The organism is Paenibacillus sp. JZ16 (assembly GCF_015326965.1).
Taxonomy (GTDB): domain Bacteria; phylum Bacillota; class Bacilli; order Paenibacillales; family Paenibacillaceae; genus Paenibacillus_AQ.
In genome coordinates this window covers 3444531-3469942 of the sequence record NZ_CP017659.1, presented here as the reverse complement: position 1 = coordinate 3469942, position 25412 = coordinate 3444531, and the positions used below count along the sequence as shown (strand labels likewise).

The following is a 25412-nucleotide window of genomic DNA, read 5'->3' as shown; positions in this document are numbered from 1 at the left end:
GCAAGTATGGTATCAGCAGGCAACATGTCCTGTTATACGATAGATGATCAAAAATCGATTTAGGGGGTATAGCAATGAAACATAAGAAGAGATTGTCGCTGCTGCTCGCGATCATGATGATGGCCACATTCGTTCTGGCGGCATGCGGCAACGGCGACAGCAACAATAGCGCAAACGGCGGCGAAGAAGGAAGCAGCGGCAACGATACGCAGCAGGAAGAGAAGCTCGAGCCGATGACCATGACGTATTACAGCGCGGATTCCAATGCAAACTGGGCCAACATGCAGGACGCGGTCGGCAAGAAGCTGACCGAGAAAACCGGCATTACGATCCAGGCCGAATACGCGGTGGACGGCTCCAATCAGAAGCTCCCGCTGATGGTGGCGAGCGGGGAATATCCGGACTTGGTATTTGCCAAGGGTGACGCCAATTTGTTTGTGGATTCCGGAGCGTTTATTGATCTGACAGATCTGATCGAAGAGCATGCGCCGAATATCAAGAAGGTGTATGGAGAATATATGAGCCGTCTGAAATGGAGCAATGAGGATGAGGCCATCTATGTCCTCCCGACACTTGCAGCGGTGGACCATCAGGCCCTTGATGCTGGCGGCACGTTCCAGATCCAGCATGAAGTGCTGAAAGAACTCGGTTACCCTGAACTGAAAACGGTGAAGGATTATGAGAACGCACTGAAAGAGTATGCCGAGAAACACCCGACCATTGACGGCCAGCCGACGATTCCGCTGACGTTGAATGCGGACGGATGGAGAATCATGATCTCGGTAACAAACCCGGCGTTTATCGCGACAGGCGTATCGGATGACGGCGAGTACTATATCGACCCGGAAACAACCGAGGCGAAGCTTCATTACAAGCGGCCGGAAGAGAAGGAATACTTCCGCTGGCTGAATCATATGAACGCCGAGGGCTTGTTGGATAAAGAAACGTTCGTGCAGAAGACGGACCAATACGAAGCTAAAATCTCCTCTGGCCGTGTTCTTGGCGTCATCGATCAGGAGTGGGGCTTCGGCAATGCAACCAACGCGCTAAGATCTTCCGGTAAGGAAAACCGCACCTATGCGAGATTCCCGATCCAACTGGATGAGTCGACCAAGGATGCAACATTCCAAGACACGGGTTACGTCGCCGGATGGGGCGTAGGCATTACGACATCCGCGAAGGATCCGGTTCGAATCATCAAGTTCCTGGATTATCTGGCTTCCGAAGAAGGGCAAGTTTTGATGAATTGGGGAATCGAAGGCGAGCATTACAACGTGGTGGACGGCAAGCGCGTCATTCCGGAAGATGTCCAAGAGCGCAAAACCTATGACAACGCCAACTTCACCAAGGAAACAGGAATCGGCTTGTACAACGCCATGTTCCCTCGTTACGGCGACGGCGTGAAGGATTCGACGGACAATTATTACACAACGAACTTCCCGGAGACGATCATAGAGAACTATACGCCATCCGCGAAGGAAACGCTGAAAGCGTACGGCGCGGAAATGTGGAAAGACCTGTGGCCGAAACAAGAAGAATTTGAAGTGAAGCCGTGGGGCGTTGCTTACAACATTCCGGTACCGAGCGACTCCAATATCAATATCACGTACAAAAAGGTGGAAGAGATTACCCGGAAGCGGATTCCGGAAGTCATTCTTGCCGATCCTGCGAAATTCGATGCGCTGTATGATCAGTTCATCAAAGAACTGAATGATGCCGGCGCCGAGAAGATGGAGCAGGAATACACCGAATTGGTACGCGAACGCGTGGAACTCTGGAATAATTAAGGTAGAGGCGAATAGAAGGGGCCGGCTGTATGCGGCCCCTTTTACCGCTATTCAAGGCAGTTGCTGCTAGCGGCGGGCCTTAAGTTATTCGAATAAATACAACCTAAGATGAAGGATTTAAGGTGTTTTTCGAGAAGACCTTTATCAAATTGGAATAAGGGGGGATTACACTGAATTCAGTACAGCAGCAGGCCTCAACATTGTGGTATCGGAAGCCCGCGGCCAAGTGGGAAGAAGCGCTTCCGCTTGGAAACGGCCGTCTTGGCGCCATGGTGTTCGGGGGCGTACAGGAAGAACGCATTCAATGGAATGAAGATACACTTTGGTCCGGGTTTCCCCGGGACACGAATAATTATGAGGCTCTCCGGCATTTGGCATCGGCAAGAGAGCTGATTGCGTCCGGAAAGTATACCGAAGCCGAACAGTTGATTGAGGACAAGATGGTCGGCAGAAGCACGGAGTCCTTTTTACCATTAGGAGATTTGGTTATCAGACAGAGCGGTGTTGGGGATGATTGGACGGACTATAGGCGCGAACTGGATTTGGATACAGGAATTGCATCCACTCACTTTCGAGCCGGTGGCTCCGATGGTCGCTTCAGCAGGGAAGTATTCATCAGTGCGCCTGATCAGGTAGCGGTTATTCGTTATACGACCACGAACGCTGGAACCATCCAATTGGAGATCGGGCTTCGTTCACCGCTGCAGCATGGTACCTGCAGCGCAGAAGACGGATCCTTGGTGTTGTACGGACACGCTCCCACCCATATCGCTGAGAATTACAGAGGTGATCACCCCGGGGCGGTGCTCTATGAAGACGGGCTTGGCATACGGTATGAAATGAGGCTGCTGGCCTTAACGGATAGCGGGCAGGTTACGGTGGATGACAGCGGTATACGTATTCACGGCGCAGGCTCGGTCACGCTGCTGATTGCGGCTGCCACGAATTTTGAAGGCTTCGATCGCTCTCCGGGTTCTGGAGGAACCGATCCGTCCGGTATATGCAGGAGAAGGCTTCAGGACGCGATGGGGCGTGGCTTTGAAGAATTGCGCTCACGGCATGTCCAAGACCATCAAGCCTTGTTCAGACGCGTGGACCTTCAGCTTGGCCGTTCAGAGAATGGACGTTCCATAGAAGCTTTAGCCACCGATGAGCGGATGGAAGCGTACCGGGAAGGACGGGAGGATGCAACTCTCGAGGCGCTGATGTTTCAATTCGGAAGGTATTTGCTCATTGCCAGCTCTCGGCCAGGTACACAGCCAGCACATCTGCAGGGCATATGGAATCCGCATGTACAGCCGCCATGGAACAGCGATTATACAACGAATATCAATACGGAGATGAACTACTGGCCCGCAGAGACGACGCATCTGAGCGAGTGTCATGAGCCGCTGATCCAGATGATCCGGGAGCTTAGCGTAAGCGGTGCCCGGACGGCGAAAATTCATTACGGCGCCCGTGGATGGGTTGCCCACCATAACGTGGATCTGTGGCGAATGGCCAGCCCGAGCGATGGCAGGGCCATGTGGGCTTTCTGGCCAATGGGCGGCGCATGGCTGTGCCGGCATCTATGGGAGCATTACCAATTCCAGCCGAATCTTGAATACTTGCGAGAAACGGCTTATCCGCTGATGAGGGATGCGGCATTGTTTTGCCTGGATTGGCTTATTGAAGACGGGAAAGGGCATCTCGTGACCAGCCCGTCGACATCGCCCGAGAATCAGTTCCTTACCGCGGAAGGCCTGCCTTGCAGCGTGTCGGCAGGCTCCACTATGGACATGGCCATCATCCGGGATATATTCCAGAATTGTATTGAAGCATCGCAGCTGCTGGACCAGGATGCCGAGCTGCGGGAGGAGTGGAGGGCAGCGGCAGCGAGGCTGCTGCCTTACGCCATTGATGCCGAGGGCAAACTCATGGAATGGAGCGAGCCTTACCCGGAAGCGGAGCCCGGACATCGGCACGTATCGCATTTGTATGGGCTGTACCCCGGCTCCGACATTACCCTTCAGGATACGCCGCAGCTTGCGGAAGCCGCTTATCGTACGCTGATGTCGCGGATCGACCATGGAGGAGGGCATACGGGGTGGAGCTGTGTATGGCTGATCAACCTGTTTGCCCGGCTACAGCAGCCGGACAAGGCGTATGATTATGTCCGGACGCTGATTTCCCGTTCCATGCATCCTAATCTGCTTGGGGACCATCCTCCCTTCCAGATCGATGCGAATTTTGGAGGTACGGCCGGACTTGTGGAAATGCTGCTCCAGAGCCACTTGGGTGCTATTCAGCTGCTGCCGGCGCTGCCGAAAGCGTGGGCAGCAGGAGCCGCAAGAGGATTAAAGGCTCGCGGCGGGTTTATTGTGGACATGGAATGGAGCGAAGGCATCCTAACGTCTGCGCGCGTAATCTCTACGCATGGCCGAGTCTGTAGAATTAGCTGTTCCGTGCCTCTCGCCGTTAAAAGGGAAGACGGAAGTGCGGTGACGATGGATGAGCAGGGCTCATTTGAAACGGTCAGCGGGGCGATATACCTGATCAAGCCAGCGACTTCCAAAGGCAGCCGCGAACACGATTGATCGTACAACGTAGAACGCTTTGTTGATGGCGAACTGGATTCGGAATTAAGAAGCTAAAGGAGCTGAACCCTAAATGATTAACGAAAAGTTACCCAAAATGTGGTATGGCGGCGATTATAACCCCGAGCAATGGGATGCAGAAGCGTGGAAGGAAGATGACCGCATGTTTAAGCTGGCGGGCATCGATGTGGCCACCATCAATGTATTCTCCTGGGCTTTGAGTCAGCCGAATGAGGATACGTACGATTTTGCCTGGCTGGACGAGACGATCGAACGGCTGTATCGGAACGGGGTATATATCTGTCTGGCAACCAGCACAGGGGCCCATCCGGCTTGGATGGCCCGTAAATACCCGGATGTGCTGCGCGTCGACTACGAGGGACGTAAACGCAAATTCGGAGGTCGCCATAACTCCTGCCCAAACAGCCCCACTTACCGTAAATACGCCAAAATCATGGCCGGCAAGCTGGCGGAACGTTATAAGGATCATCCTGCCGTCCTGATCTGGCACGTATCGAACGAATACGGCGGATACTGTTACTGCGATAATTGCGCCGCGGCATTCCGGACTTGGCTCGAGCAGCGCTACGGCACGCTGGATGCCGTGAACAAGGCATGGAATACCCGCTTCTGGGGACATACCTTCTACGACTGGGAAGACATTGTCGTACCTAACGCATTAAGCGAGGAGTGGTCCGGTAATCGAACCAATTTCCAAGGCATATCCCTGGATTACCGCCGTTTCCAGTCGGACAGCCTGCTGGACTGCTATAAGCTGGAGCGGGATGAATTGAAGCGAATCACACCAGATATTCCGGTGACCACGAATCTGATGGGCTTCTATCCCGAGCTGGATTACTTCAAATGGGCCAAAGAGATGGATGTTGTATCCTGGGACAACTACCCGTCTCTGGATACTCCATATAGCTATACGGCCATGGCGCATGCCTTGATGCGGGGACTTAAGGGAGGACAGCCTTTTATGCTCATGGAGCAGACGCCGAGCGTCCAGAACTGGCAGCCGTACAACTCGGCCAAGCGACCTGGGGTTATGCGGTTGTGGAGCTACCAAGCGGTCGCCCATGGCGCGGATACGGTGATGTTCTTCCAGCTGCGCCGTTCGATCGGAGCCTGCGAGAAATATCACGGAGCGGTCATCGAACATGTAGGACATGAACATACCCGCGTATTCCGCGAGTGCGCGGAGCTGGGCAAGGAGCTGCAGCAGCTGGGGGACCGAATCCTGGATGCCCGTTCCGACGCCAAAGTCGCGATCATCTACGACTGGGAGAATCGATGGGGCATTGACCTGTCGAGCGGTCCGACCGTTGCCCTTAATTACGTGAATGAGGTCCATAAATATTATGATGCTCTGCACCAGCTGCATATTCAGACCGATATGATCAGCGTGGAAGAGGACTTCCGGAAGTATGACGTTGTCATCGCACCTGTGATGTATATGGCAAAGCAGGGATTTGCAGAGCGCGTGGAGGCCTTTGTGTCGCAAGGCGGAACCTTTGTGACGACCTTCTTCAGCGGGATCGTGAACGAGAATGATCTGGTGACGCTGGGCGGTTATCCGGGCGAGCTGCGCAAGGTGATGGGAGTTTGGGCCGAGGAGATTGATGCGCTGCTTCCGGGCCAGCAGAATCAGATGGTGCTGCGAGGCCGGAAGGGACAACTGGAGGGCACCTACGACTGCGGCATTCTATGCGACGTGATCCATGCTGAAGGAGCGGAAGTCGTTGCCGAATACGGCTCCGATTACTATCAGGGGATGCCATCGTTAACCGTGAATTCCTTCGGGCAGGGGAAGGCCTGGTATGTGGCCACAAGTCCGGAGCCTCAATTCCTGAAGGACCTGATGCAAACGATATGCAATGACCATGGCATTGAGCCCGTCCTGAAGGCTCCGGAAGGCGTTGAGGTGACAAAACGCGTGAAGGAGGGCGTGGAGTTCACCTTTGTACTTAATCACATGCCGGAGAGCAAACTCGTGCCATTGGCAGGGGAGACCTACGTTGACCTGCTGACAGGAGAGGAGCATCGAGATTCCTGCGAAGTGCCGGCACGCGGAGTCATGATCTTGGAGAAGCAGCAGGGGTAGAAGGAGTGCATGAAGTTTCTGCGAAGGCATTAATCTAAGGGTTCACATAAAAAAGCAGAGAAAGCGGGGGATTCCCATGCTCTCTCTGCTTTATTTTATATGCCCAACTCAGACTGCTTGCCTTTAGCGGCAAACCGCTGCCCAGTCTACGCTTCCTGCTCATGCAGCTTGCGGAATTCCTTCGGCGAAATGCCCTCTTGCTTCTTAAAGACAAGACTGAAATATTTCTCGTTCTTGAAGCCGATCATTTCGGAAATCGCTGCCATTTTCAAGCTCGGGTTTTGCAGCAGGATTTTGGCCTTGGAGATGCGGATGCGGTTCAGATGTTCCGGGATGTTAATGCCGTGCCTTTGCTTGAATTTGCGGGAAATGTACTCACGGCTTACGTGAAATCGATTTGCAATATCATACAGCGAGACATCGTTCTGATAATTTTGCTCGATAAACGCCGTAATGTCATGGATCAGGTCCTGACCCGTTTGCTTCTGAGACTGGACAGCCGAGGCCAGCAGGCTCATTAATTCAATCCAATACTGCTGCCACTCTGACAGCGAGCACACATACTTGTCCGGGCTTGGCCGCTCGATGGTGGCGCTTTCCTCTTTGTACAATTTCAACAAAGCTTCAGACGACGGGTTAGCCGTTTCATGAATGACGTGATTGGCGAATCTTTCGATATCGCGGTCCCAACGCTCCAGAAGTTCCGGCGTGAGAACGCCGCTTTTCCGAATAGCTGCGATGAATGATTCTACGGCTTCGGTTATGGGAGCGGGCTGGCCGCTAAGTATGGCGAGCTTCCAGGTATCCTCAAATCCGCTGAACTGCAAGCCTCTATGATGGTCAACGCCCGATCGGCGCTGCTCCTCTGTATCATGGATAAAGTGATTAAGCACCGTTAAATCGCGCTGATGCAGGGCGGACGAGCTTCGGGCATACAATTCCGGAATGTCTGCCGGGTATTGACCGTCGGGACTCACGCCAAAATGCATGTGGCGCGACAGGGTGCGGTGCATCCCGTTATTGATCTCTTGTAGCAGCGTGGCAAGTGTGGCAAGCTGATCCCACAGCAAAATAACCAGCTGGTGAGGTGAACCAAAGTGACGGAAAGCGATCCCGATCCGGTCCTTTTGCAGAAATTCATTGCAAATATTGAGCAGGGCAAACATAAGCAAGTCCTGATGATGGCCAAAGCGGCTATAAAGCGCGTGGTCAGACTTGTCCATTTGCATGACGGCCAGACGTATCGTCTGCGCATGCTCCGGTACGATGCCTTCATCCTTGAGGCGATGGACCACCTGGGAATGGGCGCTTTTGTCATCGATAAGGCTGGATAACAGCTTCTCGGAATAGACCGGCCGGTACTCGTTCACCTGAACATGCTGCTGCCGCGCCGCAAGGCGCTCCCGTTCCTCGGCTTTCCAGGCGGCAGTCGCCTTGGCTACCGCTTGGTTGATAACGGTTTCCTCTATGGGCTTCAGGATATAATCCGTGCCGCTGTACCAGATGGTGTTGCGTACGAATTCGAAGTCGTCATGCCCGCTGATAACAATGAATTTAATATCCGGGTAATTTTTATGAATCCATTCCATGAGATCCACGCCGTTTTTGAGCGGCATCAGCATATCCATGAGCACGAGGCTCGGTCGGAACGCCGGAATCAGCTCCATCGCCTCAAGGCCATTGGCGGCTTCCTCAATATCGGTAATCCCGTGCGTCTCCCATTGGACCAGCAGTCGTATGGCTTTACGCACGCGAGACTCGTCATCCACGATCAATGCCTTCATCCGTTTCACCTTCCACATTTATAGTCAGTACAACTCGAAAGCCATGCGGCTTGTTGTTTTCGATGCTGAACTTGGATTTTCCGCGATAATACAGTCTCAGCCTTGTCATGATGTTGATGAGTCCGATCCCGCTGCTGTCTTCCGTTTCCATTTCGGAATGAACCTGAAGCTGTTCCAGATCCATCTCTTCCATCCGAAGCAATTGCTCCTGCAGGGTTTGAAACGGCTCATCCTGCATTCCGTTTCCGTTGTCCTCAACCGTGATCTGCACGATGGAGGCCGACAGGCGCTTACTTTTTAACGCGATGTAATTGTTTTCCGCCAAGGGGTTCATGCCATGCTTGAAAAAGTTCTCGATCAGCGGCTGAACCAGCATTTTCGGGATCAACACCTGCAAAGTCGACTCATCCACATCGTAACGGAAGTCGAACTGATTCTCAAATCGTTCCTTCTGCAGCTCCGCGTAATCCTTGATATGATCGAGCTCCGTGGCCAGCGTGACCGGCTTGTCCGTATTGTACATGCTGTATCTCATCATCCGGGCAAGAGCGGAGATCAGGGAGTAAATCCTCTTCATGCCATGCTCAAGCGCAAGGGTGCCGATGGTTTGCAGCGCATTGTTCATAAAATGCGGGTTCACCTGAGCCTGCAGCGCCCGGAGCTGGTTGGTCCGGTTCGCCAGCTTCAGCTTGTATTCCTGCAAGATGAGGTTGTTGATCGTATCCATCATGCTGCCGAACCTGCGGTGGAGGGTTCCGATTTCGTCTTTGCGGTTAGAGGAGATATCCACGCTCATTCGTCCGCTTTTGACTTGGCTCATAAGGCCCACCAATTCCCGGATCGGCGCCGTAACATAGACCGAAATCCAGATCGTGGCAGCGATGATGAGAATAAGGGATACGCCGATCAGCAAAATATTGACGAAGGCTGCTTTGTCCGCGCTGCTCAGAATATAGGAGGAAGGAATCTCCTTAATCATCGTCCAGTCGCTGATCGACGTCTTGATATTGTTATACAGATAGATTTTGTTGTTATACTCAAAATGGCCTTCCTTCTTGCCGGACTGCTTGATGGTGTCGTACCATTCCGTTTGAATCTGCTGTCCAAGCTTCTCGTCATGGCCGGCATACATGATATAGCCGGCTTCATTCGTAATATACAGCTGCTCATGTTCGGGCTGGAACAGCTGATTGCTGATCCGGCTCAGGAAGTTCATATCCAGATCGATGGCGAGAATGCCTAATCGCTCGGTAGAAGGGACGCGTTCTATGACCCGGTACATCGTGAATACTTGTTTATCGGCCTCGTAGGGATAAGCTAACTGAAAGCCATACGTGTGCAGGGGATGGGGCGGCTGCAAGACCACCGTATCGTTGCTAAGATCGGGAATTTCGGGATAGAGGTTGACGTCACTTGTTTTTCTGGCGATATCCTGGGCGAACAATGTGGCCTCTCTTTTGCCGTCGACATAAAGATAGACCTGTCTGGAGCCGCTGATGGCTTTTTGAATGGACTGCAGCGTGGCGGACTGCCTGCCGCTGGCATTGATGTTCTCATGACTATAATAAAGGCTGCGGAAAAAATCCGGATCCGAATAAACCGTAAGGGAATTACGGTTCATGTCTTCCAAATAGCTCTCCAAATTCAACCGTCCCTGATAGAGGAGGTTCATATTTTCAACAACGGCCCGTTCCTTGAGCGAGTTGGTGGTCATGACATAGCTGATGATCATGGAGATGGTGGTCGGAATGATGGTGGCCATGATCATAAAGGTAATCAATTTTGTGCGAATGCTATTCCAATTCCAGTTCAATAAATTCACCGCCGATCAATTTTCTATACCATTTAGTTCACATCCTGTGGTAGTCCCAGGGTCTTCATCTTAGCATAATTAAATCATAGAGAAATGGATAGAGAAACGATAGGACAAGCGGAGGGGGATTTACATGAACAGCAAGAGAACGGCTGCCTTGACGCAGCAGTTGGTTTATATCGGACCCGCGCTGCTGTTTTTCGGTATTACGATCATTATCCCATTTGTGATGGGGATGTATTACTCGTTTACCAACTGGAATGGTGTCTCGGGGAATGTCGAATGGGTCGGGCTGGACAATTTCAAACAGATTTTCACAAATGACAGCGCATTCGCACAGTCCTTCTGGTTTACCACCAAGTTTACGATCGTTGGCGTGCTTCTAACGAATCTGGTCGGTTTTTTCCTGGCCTACTTCTTAACGAAAAATATTAGGGCGCGCAACTGGCTGCGGACGATCTTCTTCATGCCGAACGTGATCGGCGGATTGCTGCTGGGCTTCATCTGGCAGTTCATCTTCATAAAGGGCTTTGCCACCGTTGGCGAGGCTACGGGGATTCCGTTCTTTAATCTTCCGTGGCTGGGAGACGAAGTGACCGGCTTCTGGGGCATTGTCATGGTCTTTGTATGGCAATCGTCAGGCTATCTGATGGTCATCTACATCGCGTCCATTACGAATGTGTCCAAGGAAGTCATGGAAGCTGCCGAGATTGATGGAGCGAACCGGTTTCAAGTGCTTAAGAGCATCATCGTTCCGCTTATCATGCCGGCGGTCACCGTATGTTTATTCCTGGCGATATCCTGGTCATTCAAAATGTTCGACCTGAACCTGTCCCTCACGAAGGGCGGGCCATACCGCTCCACGGAGTCACTGGCCATGAACGTGTACAATGAGGCATTCCTGAACAACCGGTATGGACTCGGGACGGCCAAGTCCCTGATCTTCTTCCTGGTCGTTGCCGTCATCACGCTCATTCAAGTCCGATTAACGAAGCAGAAGGAGGTTGAAGCTTAAATGAGATCGAAGAAACCTCCTATGTCGGCTTCCACGATCGTATTGCAGATTGTGATGGTCATTATTGCGCTGATCTTCCTGGCGCCCTTTTACTTCCTGCTGGTGAACTCGGTCAAATCGCTGGGCGATATTATGGTCGACGCGGCGAACTGGCCAACCGCCTTTCATTTTGACAACTACAGCAAGGCTTGGGAAATGACCCGCTTCCCGGAAGCATTCGCGAATTCGGTCATCATTACGGTTATCAGTAATCTCATCATTGCCATGCTGAGTGCGATGGCGGCTTACCGAATGGTTCGGTCCAATACGAGATTCAATCAAATCGTGTTCATGCTGTTCGTATCGGCCATGGTCATTCCGTTCCAATCCATTATGATTCCATTGCTGCAGGTCATTAACTTCCTGGGCGTTAACAACAGTATCGTGGGCTTGATTCTCAGTTATCTGGGGCTCGGCATCCCGTTGTCGGTCTTCCTGTTCCACGGATTCGTGAAAGGCATTCCGCTTGAAATCGAAGAAGCCGCCACGGTCGACGGAGCTTCTCCGTTCAGAGTATTTGCCCGGATCGTTTTGCCGATGCTGAAACCTATGATGGTGACGGTCATCATCTTGAACTGTCTGTGGGTCTGGAACGATTACCTGCTGCCGTCCTTGATTCTGCAAAGTCCGGAACTGCGGACGATTCCGCTTGCGACCTTTGCCTTCTTCGGGCAGTATTCGAAGCAATGGGATATGGCGCTGCCGGCGCTCGTGCTGGGCATTACGCCGATCATCATCTTCTTCCTGTCGTTACAGAAGTACATCGTTGAAGGCGTTGCTGCCGGCTCCGTTAAGGGGTAAAGGCAGCCTGGCTTCTCCCAAATCGGTTATTCCATCTTTATATATAAACAATTCTAGGGGGTAGTAAAGATGAACAAAATGAAATTATCACTCGTGATGCTGCTGGCTTTCTCGCTGCTGCTTGCGGCCTGCGGCGGCAAGTCGGAGGAAGGCCAGGGCGGAAGCTCAGATGGAGCTTCCGGCGAAGTGAAGACCGTTAAGATTTTCCAATTCAAAACCGAGATCGTAGACGGCTTGAATGAACTCAAGGTTGAATTCGAGAAGGAGTATCCGAACATCAAGCTGGATATTCAAACCGTGGGCGGCGGTGCCGACTATGGTGCTGCTCTGAAAACGAAGTTTGCATCCAACGATGCGCCTGATATTTTCTCCAATGGCGGCGACGCCGAGATGGAGATGTGGATTGACCGCTTGGAGGATCTGTCCGATCAGCCTTGGGTGAACGATCTGGTGGACATGGCGAAAGAGCCGATGACCAAAGACGGTAAAGTATACGGCATGCCGATGAACCTTGAAGGATGGGGTTACATCTACAATAAAGATTTGTTTGAGCAGGCGGGCATTACCGAGCTTCCTAAAACCTATGCCCAACTGGAAGATGCCGCGAAGAAGCTGGAAGCGGCAGGCATAACCCCTTTTGCTAATGCTTATCAGGAATGGTGGTTGATCGGTAACCAAGGCATTAACCCGGCGTTTGCCCAGCAGGAGGATCCGAATGCCTTTATCCAGGGCTTGAACGACGGAACGCAAAAATTCGCGGGCAATGCGAAGTTCGAAGAGTGGGCCAAGCTGATGCAGCTGACACTGGATCACGGGAACAAAAACCCGCTGACCACCGATTACAATACGGCCATTTCCCTGCTGGCTACCGGCAAAACAGCCATGATGCAGAACGGCAACTGGGCCCAAACCGAGATTGATGCCATCAATCCGGACCTGAATCTTGGCTACCTGCCGATGCCGCTTGGCGACAATGCGGAGCTGAATGACAAGCTGAACGTAGGCGTACCTGCGAACCTGGTCATCAACAAGGATTCCGCGTCGAAGGAAGAAGCGAAGATCTTCCTGAACTGGTTTGTCACATCCGATATCGGTAAAGAGTACATCGTCAAAAAATTCAAATTCATTCCGGCCTTGAAAACCATCGAAGCAACGCCTGAGGATATGGGTGATCTCGGCTCCGCTGTGTGGGAGTATGTGCAGGCTGGAAAAGTACTGCCAAGACAATCCGCGAAGTTCCCTGACGGTGTAGCACAGGAATTCTCCGGTGCGATGCAGGCCTTCTTCGCCGGCAAATCCGATGCGAACAAGATGCTTGAGGATATGCAGACATCCTGGGATAGTCTGAAAAAGTAAGGAGCAGCACTCTAACCCGAGTTAGCGAATCATCATAAGAGGTATGATCCCTGTCCGACAAGACTTGGGATGGTGCCTCTTTTCTTTAAGATTCAAATAACGTCGATCGTTACGATTTTCCTAGCTAGAAGAACGATGAAGGAGGCAATTTGATGATTAATCAACGTTTTCCCAAGATATGGTATGGCGGGGACTATAATCCCGAGCAATGGGATAAGGCAACGATGGAAGAGGACCTGCGCATGTTCGAACTGGCCGGTGTTGACGTGGCGACCCTCAATGTATTCTCCTGGGCTAAAACGCAGCGCGATGAGGACAGCTATGATTTCACGTGGCTTGACGAAATTATGGACCGCTTGGCAGAGGAGCAGGTTCATGTCTGCTTGGCAACAAGCACGGGGGCGCATCCGGCCTGGATGGCCAAGAAATACCCGGACATCCTGCGTGTTGACTACGACGGGCGCAAACGCAAATTCGGCGGTCGCCATAATTCATGTCCGAACAGCCCGACATATCGCAAATATTCGGTGCTGATGGCGCGTAAGCTGGCTGAGCGCTACAAAGATCATCCGGCACTGGTCATCTGGCACGTCTCGAATGAGTACGGCGGGTATTGTTATTGCGACAACTGCGAGTTGCAGTTCCGCGTCTGGCTGAAAGAGCGCTACGGGTCGCTCGACAAGCTGAATGCCGCATGGAACACCGGCTTCTGGGGCCATACCTTTTACGAGTGGGACGAGATTGTGGTACCGAATGCGCTCAGCGAGGAATTCGCCGGAAACCGAACCTTCTTCCAAGGGATATCGCTGGATTACCGCCGTTTCCAGTCCGACAGCCTGCTGCAATGTTACCGACTGGAACGAGATGAGCTGAAGAAAATTACGCCGGATATTCCGGTCACGACTAATCTGATGGGTTTTTATCCTGAGCTGGATTACTTCGAGTGGGCGAAGCACATGGATGTGGTATCCTGGGACAATTATCCCGCGATCGATACGCCGGTAAGCTTTACGGCGATGGCGCATAATCTGATGCGCGGGCTGAAAAGCGGACAGCCGTTCATGCTGATGGAGCAGACTCCGAGCGTTCAGAACTGGTCGCCCTACAATTCCGCTAAGCGTCCCGGCGTAATGAGGCTGTGGAGTTATCAGGCCGTAGCGCATGGCGCGGATACGGTCATGTTCTTCCAGCTCCGCCGTTCCGTCGGGGCGTGCGAGAAATTCCATGGCGCATTGATCGAGCACGTCGGACATGAGCATACCCGGGTCTTCCGGGAATGTGCGGAGCTGGGGCAAGAGCTGCAGCAGCTCGGAGACAAGCTGCTCGACTCCCGTTCGGACGCCAAGGTAGCGATTATGTATGATTGGGAGAATCGTTGGGCGTTGGAGCTGTCAAGCGGACCTTCCAAAGCGCTGAACTACGTGGATGAGGTTCATAAGTATTATGATGCGCTGTACCAGCTGAATATCCAGACGGATATCATCAGCGTTGAGGAGGACCTGAGCAAGTACGATGTGGTCATTGCCCCGGTGATGTATATGGTTAAGCCTGGCGTTGCCCAGCGCGTGGAGCGGTTTGTGTCCAGGGGCGGAACCTTTGTGACGACCTTCTTCAGCGGCATCGTCAATGAGAACGATCTGGTGACCCTGGGAGGTCATCCCGGCGAGCTGCGCAAGGTGACTGGCATCTGGGCCGAGGAGATCGATGCCCTGCTTCCCGGGCAGCAAAATCAGATCAACATGAAGCAGGATTGGGGGTCGCTGCGTGGAAGTTATCCATGTGGAATTTTGTGTGACGTCATCCATGCGGAGACAGCGGAGGTTCTGGCGGAGTACGGATCCGACTTCTATAAAGGCACGCCTGTTCTCACGAAGAATGTCTTTGGCGAAGGTCAGGCCTATTATGTGGCGAGCAGTCCGGATTCGCAGTTCCTGCAGGGATTTCTCGCCAATCTGTGCGAAGAACAGGGCGTGAAGCCGCTGCTGGAAACACCAGCCGGAGTAGAGGTGGTAGAGCGGGTGAAGGATGGGAACTCCTACTTGTTCATCATGAACCACAATGCCGAAGAGATGACGTTTGATGCAGGTTCTGCCAATCAATTCGATCTCCTGGGCAGCCGGCAGATTTCAGGCCATGTCACGATTCCGGGAAGGGACGTCATGATTCTGGAAAGGACGGCCGCCGTAAGGTCTTAAGAAGGACCATGGAGATTTAACTCGGACCTTGTTAGGGGGCAAAAAGCAGTGAGTATACATTTTCATGAAGATCTGGGAGTGTTCCATCTCCAAAGCGATCGGTCAAGTTACGTGATTGAGCTTGTGCGGGGCGTTTATCCGGCGCATGCCTATTGGGGGCGCCGGATTCGCGATAACCGCGTCGGCAATTTGCTGGAACGCCGGGGAAGAGCATCCTTTTCGCCAACGCCGTTTCGCGAGGATGCTTCCTTTTCCCTGGACAGCTTGCCTCAGGAATATCCCGGCTACGGCAGCGGCGATTTCCGGCAGCCTGCATATCAGGTACAGCTGGCTAACGGGACTACGGTCACCGAAGCGGAATATGTCCGTCACCGGATATACAGCGGCAAACCGAAGCTGGAAGGCTTGCCTGCCGTATATACGGAACAGGATGCCGAAGCGGATACGCTGGAGCTGGAACTTTTTGATCGGGCAAGCGGCTTGACGATTTATTTGTCTTATACGGTCATGAATGCGTTCGACGCCATCACGCGTTCCGTGTCCTTCCGTAATGACAGCAAGGAGAACATCACCCTGCTGCGGGCCATGAGCGCCAGCGTGGATATGAATCATAGCCGTTATGATCTTTTGCATCTTCATGGGGCATGGGCGAGAGAGCGCCATGTGCAGCGCAGGAGATTATCTCCCGGCATGCAGGGAATTGAGAGCCGCAGGGGTTCAAGCAGCCATAACCATAATCCGTTCCTTGCGCTGCTGTCCGAAGGCGCCGGCGAAGAGCACGGTGAGGTGTACGGCTTCAGCCTTGTATACAGCGGCAGCTTCTCCGCGCAGGTTGAGGTGGATCAATACGAAACAGCCCGGGTCACGATGGGATTGAATCCATTCGATTTTTGCTGGCTGCTGGAGCCGAGACAATCGTTCCAGACGCCGGAAGCGGTAATGGTCTTCTCGGCGGAGGGCCTCGGCGGCATGTCCAGACGCTATCATAAGATGTACCGTACAAGGCTGAGCCGGGGGCAATTCCGGGATGCCACGCGCCCGGTGCTGGTTAACAACTGGGAAGCGACCTACTTTAACTTTAATGCGGATAAAATCGAGCAGATCGCCAGCGCCGGAAGGGATCTCGGTATCGAGCTGTTCGTGCTGGATGACGGATGGTTCGGCAAGCGAAATGATGATACGACTTCCCTTGGGGATTGGGTCGTTGACAAGAACAAGCTGCCGGAGGGCCTGGAGGATCTCGTGAAGCGGGTCCGCAATCTGGATATGCAGTTCGGCTTGTGGTTTGAGCCGGAGATGATTTCGCCGGATAGCGATCTGTACCGTCAGCATCCGGACTGGTGCCTGCATGTGGAGGGACGCCGGCGAACGGAAGGAAGACAACAGCTGATCCTGGACTTCTCCCGTGAGGAAGTAGGCGATGCGGTGGCCGATATGGTTCGGAGCATCCTGCAAAGTGCGCCGATTACCTATGTGAAGTGGGACATGAACCGGAATATGACGGAAATCGGATCGGCTGCGCTGCCGCCTGAGCGCCAGCGGGAAACGGCCCATCGTTATATGCTGGGGTTGTATCGGGTGATGGAGCAGCTGACGACCGAGTTCCCGCATATTTTGTTTGAGAGCTGCTCCGGCGGCGGCGGACGTTATGATCCGGGGATGCTGTATTACATGCCGCAGACGTGGACAAGCGATAACTCCGATGCCGTCAGCCGATTGAAGATTCAATACGGAACGAGCCTTGTGTATCCTCTAAGCTCCATGGGAGCCCATGTGTCCGCCGTTCCGAATCATCAGGTGTTTCGGAATACTTCGCTGCGTACGAGAGGCCATGCAGCGATGTCGGGCAATTTCGGATATGAGCTTGACCTGACGGCCTTCAGTGAGCAGGAAAAGGAAGAGGTCCGCGAGCAGGTGAAACTGTACAAGGAGATTCGGCATCTGGTGCAGTTCGGGGATTTCTATCGCCTTCGGAATCCGTTCGAAGGGAACGAAGCAGCCTGGACCATCGTCTCCGAGGATCGCTCGGAAGCGGTGCTGTATTACTTCCGCATCTTAAGCGAGGCGAATGAGCCGATTGTGTGGCTGCGCACGGCAGGGCTGGATCCGGAAGGGGATTATCGGTGCGTGGAGGATGGGAACATCTACGGCGGGGACCGACTGATGAACGCCGGATTGGCCATTCCCGCGATGCATGGCGATTTCCAGAGCTTCATGTGGAGATTCGAGCGAGTGTAAGCTTTTGACTCATGCCAAGGGGGGCCAAACGCGCCCCGAGCGCAAGCGTTATGTATAATAAAGCTTCAGCATAAGCGAATAAAGCCAAAAGAACCGTCAGAGCTCAACAACTCTGGCGGTTCTTGCTCTTTCATTCCGGCTGCTCCTTAGGTTGTCGTGATGGAATAGGTACTCCGATCCGTAGTGAGCACCACTTGATGGTCCTGGATGTCCGCAGCCGTTAACCCGTCCAGTCCAATGACGAAGGCATCACTTGGCAGGGGCGCTTCATGGCCGGCCGTGATGACAACGCCGGGGCCGTGCAGCAGGAGCGCATGGCGGTCTCCATAACCGTCGATGGACTGCTCTTGATGCTGCTGGTGTTCAAAACGCTCCAGCTGTATTTTAATCTGATCCTGATCCTTCTCTTCTTGCTTGGATATGTGCAGAGTGTGATTGCTTTTGGATTGAAGCCAATGGGTGACCTCTTCGATCGATGGATTCATCATGAACACCTTCCTTGATTTTAGGGTGGCTTCAACTAGTCTGTCCATGATGGCGTAACCTTATTTCAAATTCATGGGCTTTCTCCGCCAGAAGTATATGAAAATTAACGCTGATCAAACCCTCTTCATCTATTTACGTGTTAATATAGTTAAATAATATGGAACAATCGCATGATACATAGGGAGGGGCCATGAGCAAGAAATGGTATTATGTTCTCGCCATCCTGTTCGTAGCCTGCAGCTGGGTCGGGAATGTCTGGTATTATGAAGCCAACCAACTGGGAAGAACCGTATTCCTTGAGCATCATGTGGAGACGAGGGAAGGGGGAGGCAGCGTATTTGACTTGTATTATGTAGAGGACAAACGATCAGACAAGACGTTAAGCTCCATCCGGATCGAAGGTTATCCCGAACAGATCGTAACGCCATACCCCAAATATGCAGAGTATCAGAGGCAATACTTAGGCAAAATGATGGTGAACTTGAATAAACCCGCTCCTGAGGAAGAAGCCCCAGAAGTAGAGCAGCTTAAGGAACCGGTTCTCGTTCGAGAGATTACCGCCCTATATTCCGATGGAACCTCGGAACAAGTGGATATCGGGGAGATTTACATATGGCCTGGCGTATATGATCAGGAAGAACAACATCCGGTATCGTGGACGTCCGGCGGATCCTCTTCCGATAACTCGGGCTACGAATCTGCCGTCGTGAAGCGGAACCTTCAGTTAACGGCGTTCTCTTCTAAATTGCTGGATATCGCAGAAGAGGGGGATCTTCGAATCCATGCCGACATTTCCGGACTAATACCGGGTACTAGTTACCAGTCGCAGCCTTCGGAAGCGCACATCGAGTTAAGAGGTGAACCTATCGACGAGATTCAGCTTCCACTTAAGATTAATAAAGGGGATTCCATTAGAATCAGCCATCAATTTGATATGCCATCGCTTAAGAAGAGTATGCAGGTATATCAGTTGATATTGAGAAGCACCTTTATAGAGGAACGCGGGCGGAGATGTTATGAAGACACGCTGATTCCTTATCAACCAAGTCCGACGGAACAAGAAATGGCGAAATTTGTCCGGGAAAGCAGGAAGGGGTCATGAGGAGCGCTTGTTATCGCATCGTGTGGGGGCTGCTCTTTGTACTGGTCGACCTTAAGATCGAATTTGTGGATGTATTGCCGGACATGCTGGGATACCTGCTGATGGCTTCGGGATTATGGCGGCTTCAGGCATTAAACGGATATTTTAGGGCAGGTCATCTGTCAGCCTGGCTGCTGCTGATCTGGTCGGTTCTTTCATTATTCTGGTTTCCTGAGGTGGGGACAGGGAGCGTGCCTATGCAATCGGTGAAGGGGCTGCTGATTCAACTGCCTGCCGTCTGCTTGCATATGGTATTGATTTTCGGAATCTGCCGAGGCATCCAAGCCAATTTCACAGACGCCGAATCCGGATTGGATCATAAGGCGCGCTTCCGTGGGTACATGTTTATGGCAGCGCAGCTGCTATGGCTTATCGCTTACCCGTTCATCTTAAATCTGGATTCAGGCGATATGATCCCTGTGATTTTTGTATGCTCGCTCGTTGTGATGATTGCCGAGATCGCGGTTCTGCTTCTCGTCAGGCTGGCCGGACGGGAATGGGCAGAGGGAAAGGAATAAAGCGCAAAGACTTCTGCCCGTAATTGCTAATAAGAGTTTAAACCAAGTTTAACTGTTATCTTTGCTGGGATGATAGACAATCGTAACTCCCAGCTGATTATATATTTCTTCGGTGTAGTGGTGATCCGGGCAATGCTTGATCGTAGCCATGTCTTCCTGCCTGGAAATCAGCTTCTGCTCGCAGTCGGGGCAACGGTCCTGAAAAAGGAATTTCAGCTTATTCAACATGGTCACCATACACCTCCTTTATTTCCGATATAAATACTTGGGTTTATTATAAATCAACAACGGGGCACATTCAATAGCAATGTGTGCCGTCACGATATTAAATTGAATTGGAGATCGATCACCTTGATAGTGCAGCTTGTAGTCATGATCTTTATAGGTATCATCGGTTCTTTTTTCTCAGGACTGCTGGGAATTGGCGGAGCGATCATTAACTTTCCCTTGCTGCTTTACGTTCCTTCCTGGTTTGGACTGGAGGCTTTTACCTCCAAGGAAGTGGCGTCCATCAGCATGCTGCAGGTATTTTTCGCCTCATTGTCAGGCATGATCACCAACCGGATGAGTTCGCGCGGCGGTGAGTCGTACTTTCACAAGCCATTGGTCATTCAGATGGGGATCAGTACCTTGGTTGGCAGTCTGATCGGGAGTCTGTCCTCGATGCTGATGACCAGCGGTACGATTAACGTGATCTACGGTTTTCTGGCGGTTATCGCCGTGTTATTGATGATTGTGCCGACCCGGGCAACCATGGAAAACAGGTCGGTTAGCGAGGTGACTTATCACTCGGGGATTGCAATGGGAGCCGCCTTTATCGTTGGCGGTATTGCGGGGATTGTCGGCGCTGGAGGCGCCTTTATCCTGATCCCCATCATGCTGACGATCCTTAAGATACCGACGCGGATCACCATCGCATCATCACTCGCGATCGTCTTTCTGTCCGCGGTCGGGGGCGTTGTCGGCAAAATCGCCTCTGGCGACATTCCGATCTGGCCGTCCTTGTTCGCGGTTGCCGGAAGCTTGATGGGTGCCCCCTTCGGCGCCATCATCAGTCGCAAGATGAATGTCCGACTGCTGCGATACGCCTTGGCACTTCTCATTGCGGTTACGGCCGTGAAGATCTGGATCGATATTTTAGGGTAAGTAAAGAAGTAGAACCTTATTCATTATAGGGAAGAGGAGGGGATCAAGCATGAGAACCAATCAGCTGGGATCTTCGGAATTGTATGTAAGCGAAATAGGGCTGGGCTGTATGTCACTGGGTACGGATGAGGGACAAGCCGTGAAGCTTATCCATGAAGCGCTGGACCGGGGCGTGAATTTTCTGGACACAGCGGATCTGTACGACGAAGGCCGTAACGAGGAACTGGTAGGCCAAGCGGTTCAAGGCCGGCGCGAGGATGTGATCATCGCTACCAAAGTCGGCAACCGTCGTGTACCGGGACAGGAAGGCTGGGTATGGGATCCTTCCAAGGAATACATCAAATCCGCCGTTAAGGACAGCCTCCGCAGATTGGGTACGGATTATATCGATCTGTATCAGCTTCATGGGGGGACGTTAGATGATCCTATTGACGAGACGATTGAAGCTTTTGAAGAGCTGAAGCGGGAAGGGTGGATTCGATACTATGGCATTTCGTCCATCCGGCCGAACGTCATCCGCGAGTATGTTGCGAAATCCAATATCGTCAGCGTCATGAGCCAGTACAGCATTCTGGACCGGCGACCGGAGGAAGCGGTGCTCGACCTGCTTGCTGAGAACGGAATATCCGTCATTGCACGGGGACCCGTTGCCCGCGGCATCTTAACGGACCGTGGACAAGCCAAAGCCGAGAAGGGCTATCTGGATTACAGCAAAAATGAGCTGCTCGCTGTACTCAAGGAGCTTGAAGAGGTTGGCGGTGACACGGATCTTTCCCATCTGGCTATTCGTTATGCTTTGGCCCATGCCGCAGTTGCCTGCACCATCCCTGGTGCAAGCTCGCTTGAACAGCTGCGGCATAACTTGGCGGCGGGAAAAAGAGAAGAGTTATCGCCGCAGGACATCCAATCGATCCAGGCGATCAGTCGTGCCAACCAATATGAGGCGCATCGGTAACGATCGGTGAAATAAGCCTGTGAATGATCCATCCCGTTAATCTTTTGGGACATGAAATATTTACGGCCTGAAGGTTTACGGATGAACCCCATCTTTGCATGTTATAATAACTGAATAAGAGCCTGACGCTAGGTGAATATAGATCATGCCCGCAATCCGCTTTAAGGATCACGGGCTTTTTTGTACCTTATATATGAATTGGCGTCAAAAGATTGGAAATGCCAAACTTTTTGAGACGATGGTTCGTTCCAAGTAACGTAAACCGCGCGGCTTATGCCATAATCGTTAATGGTGAAAGGATTCTAGAATGATTACCATTGAGCATCTATCAAAAACCTATCGCAAGGGCGCTTGGGCGCTCTTGGATGTTTCTCTACAATTGGATAAAGGTATGACGGGTCTGCTAGGCCCCAACGGCGCCGGCAAAACCACGCTGATGCGCATTCTGGCAACCTTATTGACGCCGACCTCCGGGCAGGTAAGAGTGAACGGGATATCGATTGGACGGCCGGAGGAGATCCGGCAGATGATCGGGTATTTACCCCAGCATTTTCACATTTATCCGCAGCTGACCGGCCGAGATTATCTGGATTATGTGGCCGCTATGAAAGGGATCACGGAACGGAGTGCCAGGCAGAAGGAAATCTCCAGGCTGCTCGAGATGGTGAATCTCCAGGGAAAGGCTGATAAAAAAGTTCGCACTTATTCCGGGGGAATGAAGCAGCGGTTGGGTATTGCCCAAGCATTATTGGGATCGCCTGATATCTTGATCGTTGACGAACCGACATCCGGGCTGGATCCCCAGGAGCGTGTCAGGTTCCGGAATGTGTTAACCCGCTTTAGCATCGACCGGACAGTCCTGTTATCCACCCATATCGTCGCCGATATCGAGAGCAACTGTCGTCGTATCGCAGTCATGAACAAGGGGAGGTTGGCCATGAATGGCAGCCTGACTGAACTGCAGGCTTGCGGGAAGGGACAAGTATGGGAAGCGGTGATGAGTCCGGATGAATTTGCCTTGATTGATCCCATGTCCGTCGTGTCTACCCGAACCGTCCCGGAAGGCGTTCTCTGCCGGTTTATCGGCCAAGCGCCTCCGGTTGCAGGGGCGTTTCCCGCGGATCCGACTCTGGAGGATGGGTATCTGAGCCTGCTGCGGAGGGATCGCCATGCATAAATGGTGGAGGCACAGTCTTCTTGAGCTTCGGCTTTTGTTCGGCAATCCTTTGTTTGCCTCGCTTCCGATCATCTATGCGATTCTGTTCATCATTATGATGCTGCAGGCGGCGAGCGGCAACGGGCCGAACCATAATCTGTACACGGCGGCTTATTCCTTCCACATGCTGGGTCATACGATGACCCTGGGTCCGGCTATGTTAATTGGCATCTTGTCCATTCGCCGGGATGTCCGCCGTCGATCCTTTGAATGGAATCACAGCTTGCCGGTATCTTTCTTTACCTTGTTGTCGTCGAAATATGTGGTCAGCTTGTTGTACTTTTCCCTGTTCACATTGTCGACGTCGGTTATATTCTATATCCTGTCGGTTAGCCAAGGAATCGCCGGTCATATTGCGATGATGCATACCATGCAATTTGCTGTCCAGTATGAGGTTTCCTACATGGTGACACTCGCGCTCGCCATGCTTCTCGGGGCAAGCATTCCGAATCGGATCGTTTATTTGATTGGTTTCTGTGCATGGATGTTCGGAACGTTTTTCATGGAAATTTATATTATCAGCGAATTAAGATGGATGCCGGCCCAAGTGTTTCACCTCAATCAATTCTTCCTTCAATCCAATCGGTTTGAATATGAGAATTGGGGGTACGACCTGTTTGGCGAAGATTTAATGAGTTCCCGGTGGTTCGTGCTTGCCTTCACGTTCCTGCTGCTAACGGTGTGTTTGTTCTTGTTAAACCGCAAACGCCCCACGATGCTGCTGAAAGCGGGATGGCTCGCGGTGCTCGGGGCTGTCGTATTGACGGCAGCTGCAGCGGTACCTTACGGCACGCTATGGGCGGAACGATATGCCCAAATTGATGCGAAGCTTGAAGACCCTACGGTTTCTTATATCGATGATCCTGAAGCTGGATCCTTTTATCATGTTTCTTCTTATGATATCAAACTGAAGCGGCTGCCAAACGATGAACTTCGCGTGATGGCAAAGCTAACGATACCCGCCTCCGAATTATCGGGCATGAGGCAGCTTCCGTTAACCCTGAACCGGATGTTCAAGCTTGAGCGTGTCCAACTTCAAGGTCTTGACGCTCCTTATCGCAGACAGGGAGATCGGCTATCGGTAAGGATGGTCGGCGATGCCAAGGGAGGAGACATTCAAGCCGAGCTGGAATATAGGGGCAAAGTCATGGACTTTATGGCCGGGTACTCCCGTGAGGAATTTTCGGTTTACAGTGTGGGACCCGAAGTTAAACTGGATGGATTTATCGCGTGGTATCCGCTTCCCGGTTATCAGCATGTATATTTAAAGAGTGATAACGAAGACCGTCCTCCGAAATATGTTTATTTGGGCTGGGAATTCGGCCGGATGCGTTATTCTTTCGGTGAGATGAAGCTGGAGGTGGAAGGTTATCCGGTTCCCTTGTATACGGGGATGCAGGAGCTGGAACGGAGGCCCGGCTACCAGCGGTTTGAGGATAGGGGGATCGAGCAGAACATCTCCCTGTACGGAGGTCGTTTCTGGAAGGAAATCCGCCGGAACGATCTCCCGATTACCGTCGTGACAACGCCATATATGGAGAAGGCATCCGTGATGATGCTGCGGGATATGCAAAAAAAATATGACTATTTCTCCAAGTGGGTACCCGCGTTCAACAGCAACGTCGACAAGATCTTATATTTAGGTCAAGGTTTTGATTATCCCCGGGTGGACCATCGTCTGATTTTGTCCTCGAACCAGTACACATATAACTACTCAAACTTGTCGGGCGAATGGATGAACTCGATTCTGTTTGGCAACCAGGATGGGCTTAATTATTATTTTGAACATCCGGAACGAGATGTGCGCGGGAAGATCAGCAGTCTTTTCTGGTATGTGTATTATGTGGAAGAGAAAGGGCTTAGCGATAAACAGCTGAGATCCGCTTACGGAAATCTCCGGTCGGTACAGCAACTGTTATTCAAGAATGGGGACGGCGATGATCCTCAAAACAAAATAGGGATAAGTATGGCTCAGCAAGTCAGAAGGGCGTTGGAAGAAGGCAGAGGGGATCAGGTCAAAGAACTGCTGGTTCATTTTTACCAGCAAGGGCTGATGCTCCCGAGCACCGAACGGAATTCGTACTTAAATCCGGAGAGCCCGATTACGTACAAAGAGTGGCAGCAGAAATGGGATGCCATGTTGAATGTCAAATAATGACGACTATGCACATGCACACGGTCGGTTATAATTGAGAAATAGATATAATGGGAAGATTAGAATGCACATAGAAAGGGGGGA

At 52.1% G+C, this 25412-nt stretch carries 18 protein-coding genes; 14 read left to right on the top strand and 4 right to left on the bottom strand.

Going from position 1 to position 25412, the window contains the following annotated elements:
• The first annotated feature begins 74 nt into the window (after positions 1-74).
• The 3 genes from BJP58_RS15895 to BJP58_RS15885 all read left to right on the top strand — a co-directional run bounded on the left by BJP58_RS15895 (position 75) and on the right by BJP58_RS15885 (position 6470).
• Positions 75-1787, top strand: a complete 1713-nt coding sequence (locus tag BJP58_RS15895; protein WP_194544628.1) for an ABC transporter substrate-binding protein — start codon at positions 75-77, stop codon at positions 1785-1787.
• A 200-nt stretch (positions 1788-1987) separates the two neighbouring features.
• The gene (locus BJP58_RS15890; protein ID WP_233355089.1) at positions 1988-4363 is read left to right on the top strand and encodes a glycoside hydrolase family 95 protein; all 2376 of its coding nucleotides are present in this window, start codon (positions 1988-1990) and stop codon (positions 4361-4363) included.
• Positions 4364-4436: 73 nt separating this feature from the next.
• Positions 4437-6470 (top strand): beta-galactosidase, encoded by a 2034-nt coding sequence (locus BJP58_RS15885; RefSeq protein ID WP_194544627.1) that lies wholly within the window; start codon positions 4437-4439, stop codon positions 6468-6470.
• A 146-nt stretch (positions 6471-6616) separates the two neighbouring features.
• On the opposite strand, the gene BJP58_RS15880 is transcribed toward BJP58_RS15885, so the two are convergent.
• Together BJP58_RS15880 and BJP58_RS15875 are read right to left on the bottom strand one after the other, a co-directional pair.
• Positions 6617-8254 carry a response regulator transcription factor gene (locus tag BJP58_RS15880; RefSeq protein WP_194544626.1) on the bottom strand — a complete coding sequence of 546 codons (1638 nt, stop codon included), beginning with the start codon at positions 8252-8254 and terminating at the stop codon, positions 6617-6619.
• Positions 8232-10076, bottom strand: coding sequence for a cache domain-containing sensor histidine kinase (locus BJP58_RS15875; protein WP_233355088.1), 1845 nt, complete (start codon positions 10074-10076; stop codon positions 8232-8234). Before BJP58_RS15875 ends, BJP58_RS15880 begins: the two co-directional genes overlap by 23 nt.
• A 124-nt stretch (positions 10077-10200) precedes the next feature.
• On the opposite strand from BJP58_RS15875, the gene BJP58_RS15870 reads away from it, so the two are divergent.
• The 5 genes from BJP58_RS15870 (at position 10201) to BJP58_RS15850 (ending at position 17711) form a co-directional block, all read left to right on the top strand.
• Entirely contained in the window at positions 10201-11082 is an 882-nt protein-coding gene (locus BJP58_RS15870; RefSeq protein ID WP_071219666.1) for a carbohydrate ABC transporter permease, read from the top strand.
• A complete protein-coding gene (locus BJP58_RS15865; protein WP_071219665.1) occupies positions 11083-11922 on the top strand; it encodes a carbohydrate ABC transporter permease in 840 nt (279 codons plus the stop codon). It abuts the gene before it with no gap.
• Positions 11923-11991: 69 nt separating this feature from the next.
• The gene (locus BJP58_RS15860) at positions 11992-13278 is read left to right on the top strand and encodes an ABC transporter substrate-binding protein (protein WP_194544625.1); all 1287 of its coding nucleotides are present in this window, start codon (positions 11992-11994) and stop codon (positions 13276-13278) included.
• A gap of 152 nt (positions 13279-13430) precedes the next feature.
• Positions 13431-15473 carry a beta-galactosidase gene (locus BJP58_RS15855; RefSeq protein WP_194544624.1) on the top strand — a complete coding sequence of 681 codons (2043 nt, stop codon included), beginning with the start codon at positions 13431-13433 and terminating at the stop codon, positions 15471-15473.
• Between the two features lie 48 nt (positions 15474-15521).
• Positions 15522-17711 (top strand): alpha-galactosidase, encoded by a 2190-nt coding sequence (locus tag BJP58_RS15850; protein ID WP_194544623.1) that lies wholly within the window; start codon positions 15522-15524, stop codon positions 17709-17711.
• 146 nt (positions 17712-17857) lie between these two features.
• Here BJP58_RS15850 and BJP58_RS15845 read toward each other — a convergent pair whose 3' ends face one another.
• Positions 17858-18244, bottom strand: a complete 387-nt coding sequence (locus BJP58_RS15845) for a protein YmzB (protein ID WP_233355087.1) — start codon at positions 18242-18244, stop codon at positions 17858-17860.
• 143 nt (positions 18245-18387) lie between these two features.
• Here BJP58_RS15845 and BJP58_RS15840 point away from each other — a divergent pair, with 143 nt between their 5' ends.
• Positions 18388-19299, top strand: a complete 912-nt coding sequence (locus BJP58_RS15840; protein ID WP_194544622.1) for a hypothetical protein — start codon at positions 18388-18390, stop codon at positions 19297-19299.
• Positions 19296-19856: a hypothetical protein gene (locus BJP58_RS15835; RefSeq protein WP_194544621.1), complete on the top strand. Its 561-nt coding sequence runs from the start codon at positions 19296-19298 to the stop codon at positions 19854-19856. Before BJP58_RS15840 ends, BJP58_RS15835 begins: the two co-directional genes overlap by 4 nt.
• A gap of 48 nt (positions 19857-19904) precedes the next feature.
• Here BJP58_RS15835 and BJP58_RS15830 read toward each other — a convergent pair whose 3' ends face one another.
• Positions 19905-20084: a hypothetical protein gene (locus BJP58_RS15830; RefSeq protein WP_071219655.1), complete on the bottom strand. Its 180-nt coding sequence runs from the start codon at positions 20082-20084 to the stop codon at positions 19905-19907.
• 123 nt (positions 20085-20207) lie between these two features.
• Here BJP58_RS15830 and BJP58_RS15825 point away from each other — a divergent pair, with 123 nt between their 5' ends.
• The 4 genes from BJP58_RS15825 to BJP58_RS15810 all read left to right on the top strand — a co-directional run bounded on the left by BJP58_RS15825 (position 20208) and on the right by BJP58_RS15810 (position 25328).
• A complete protein-coding gene (locus tag BJP58_RS15825; RefSeq protein ID WP_194544620.1) occupies positions 20208-21002 on the top strand; it encodes a sulfite exporter TauE/SafE family protein in 795 nt (264 codons plus the stop codon).
• Positions 21003-21051: 49 nt separating this feature from the next.
• A complete protein-coding gene (locus BJP58_RS15820) occupies positions 21052-21957 on the top strand; it encodes an aldo/keto reductase (protein ID WP_194544619.1) in 906 nt (301 codons plus the stop codon).
• Between the two features lie 307 nt (positions 21958-22264).
• Positions 22265-23134 carry an ABC transporter ATP-binding protein gene (locus BJP58_RS15815; protein WP_194544618.1) on the top strand — a complete coding sequence of 290 codons (870 nt, stop codon included), beginning with the start codon at positions 22265-22267 and terminating at the stop codon, positions 23132-23134.
• Complete coding sequence (locus tag BJP58_RS15810; RefSeq protein WP_194544617.1) at positions 23127-25328, top strand: ABC transporter permease; 2202 nt, start codon at positions 23127-23129, stop codon at positions 25326-25328. The genes BJP58_RS15815 and BJP58_RS15810 overlap by 8 nt, the downstream gene beginning before the upstream one ends.
• Positions 25329-25412 lie beyond the last annotated feature (84 nt).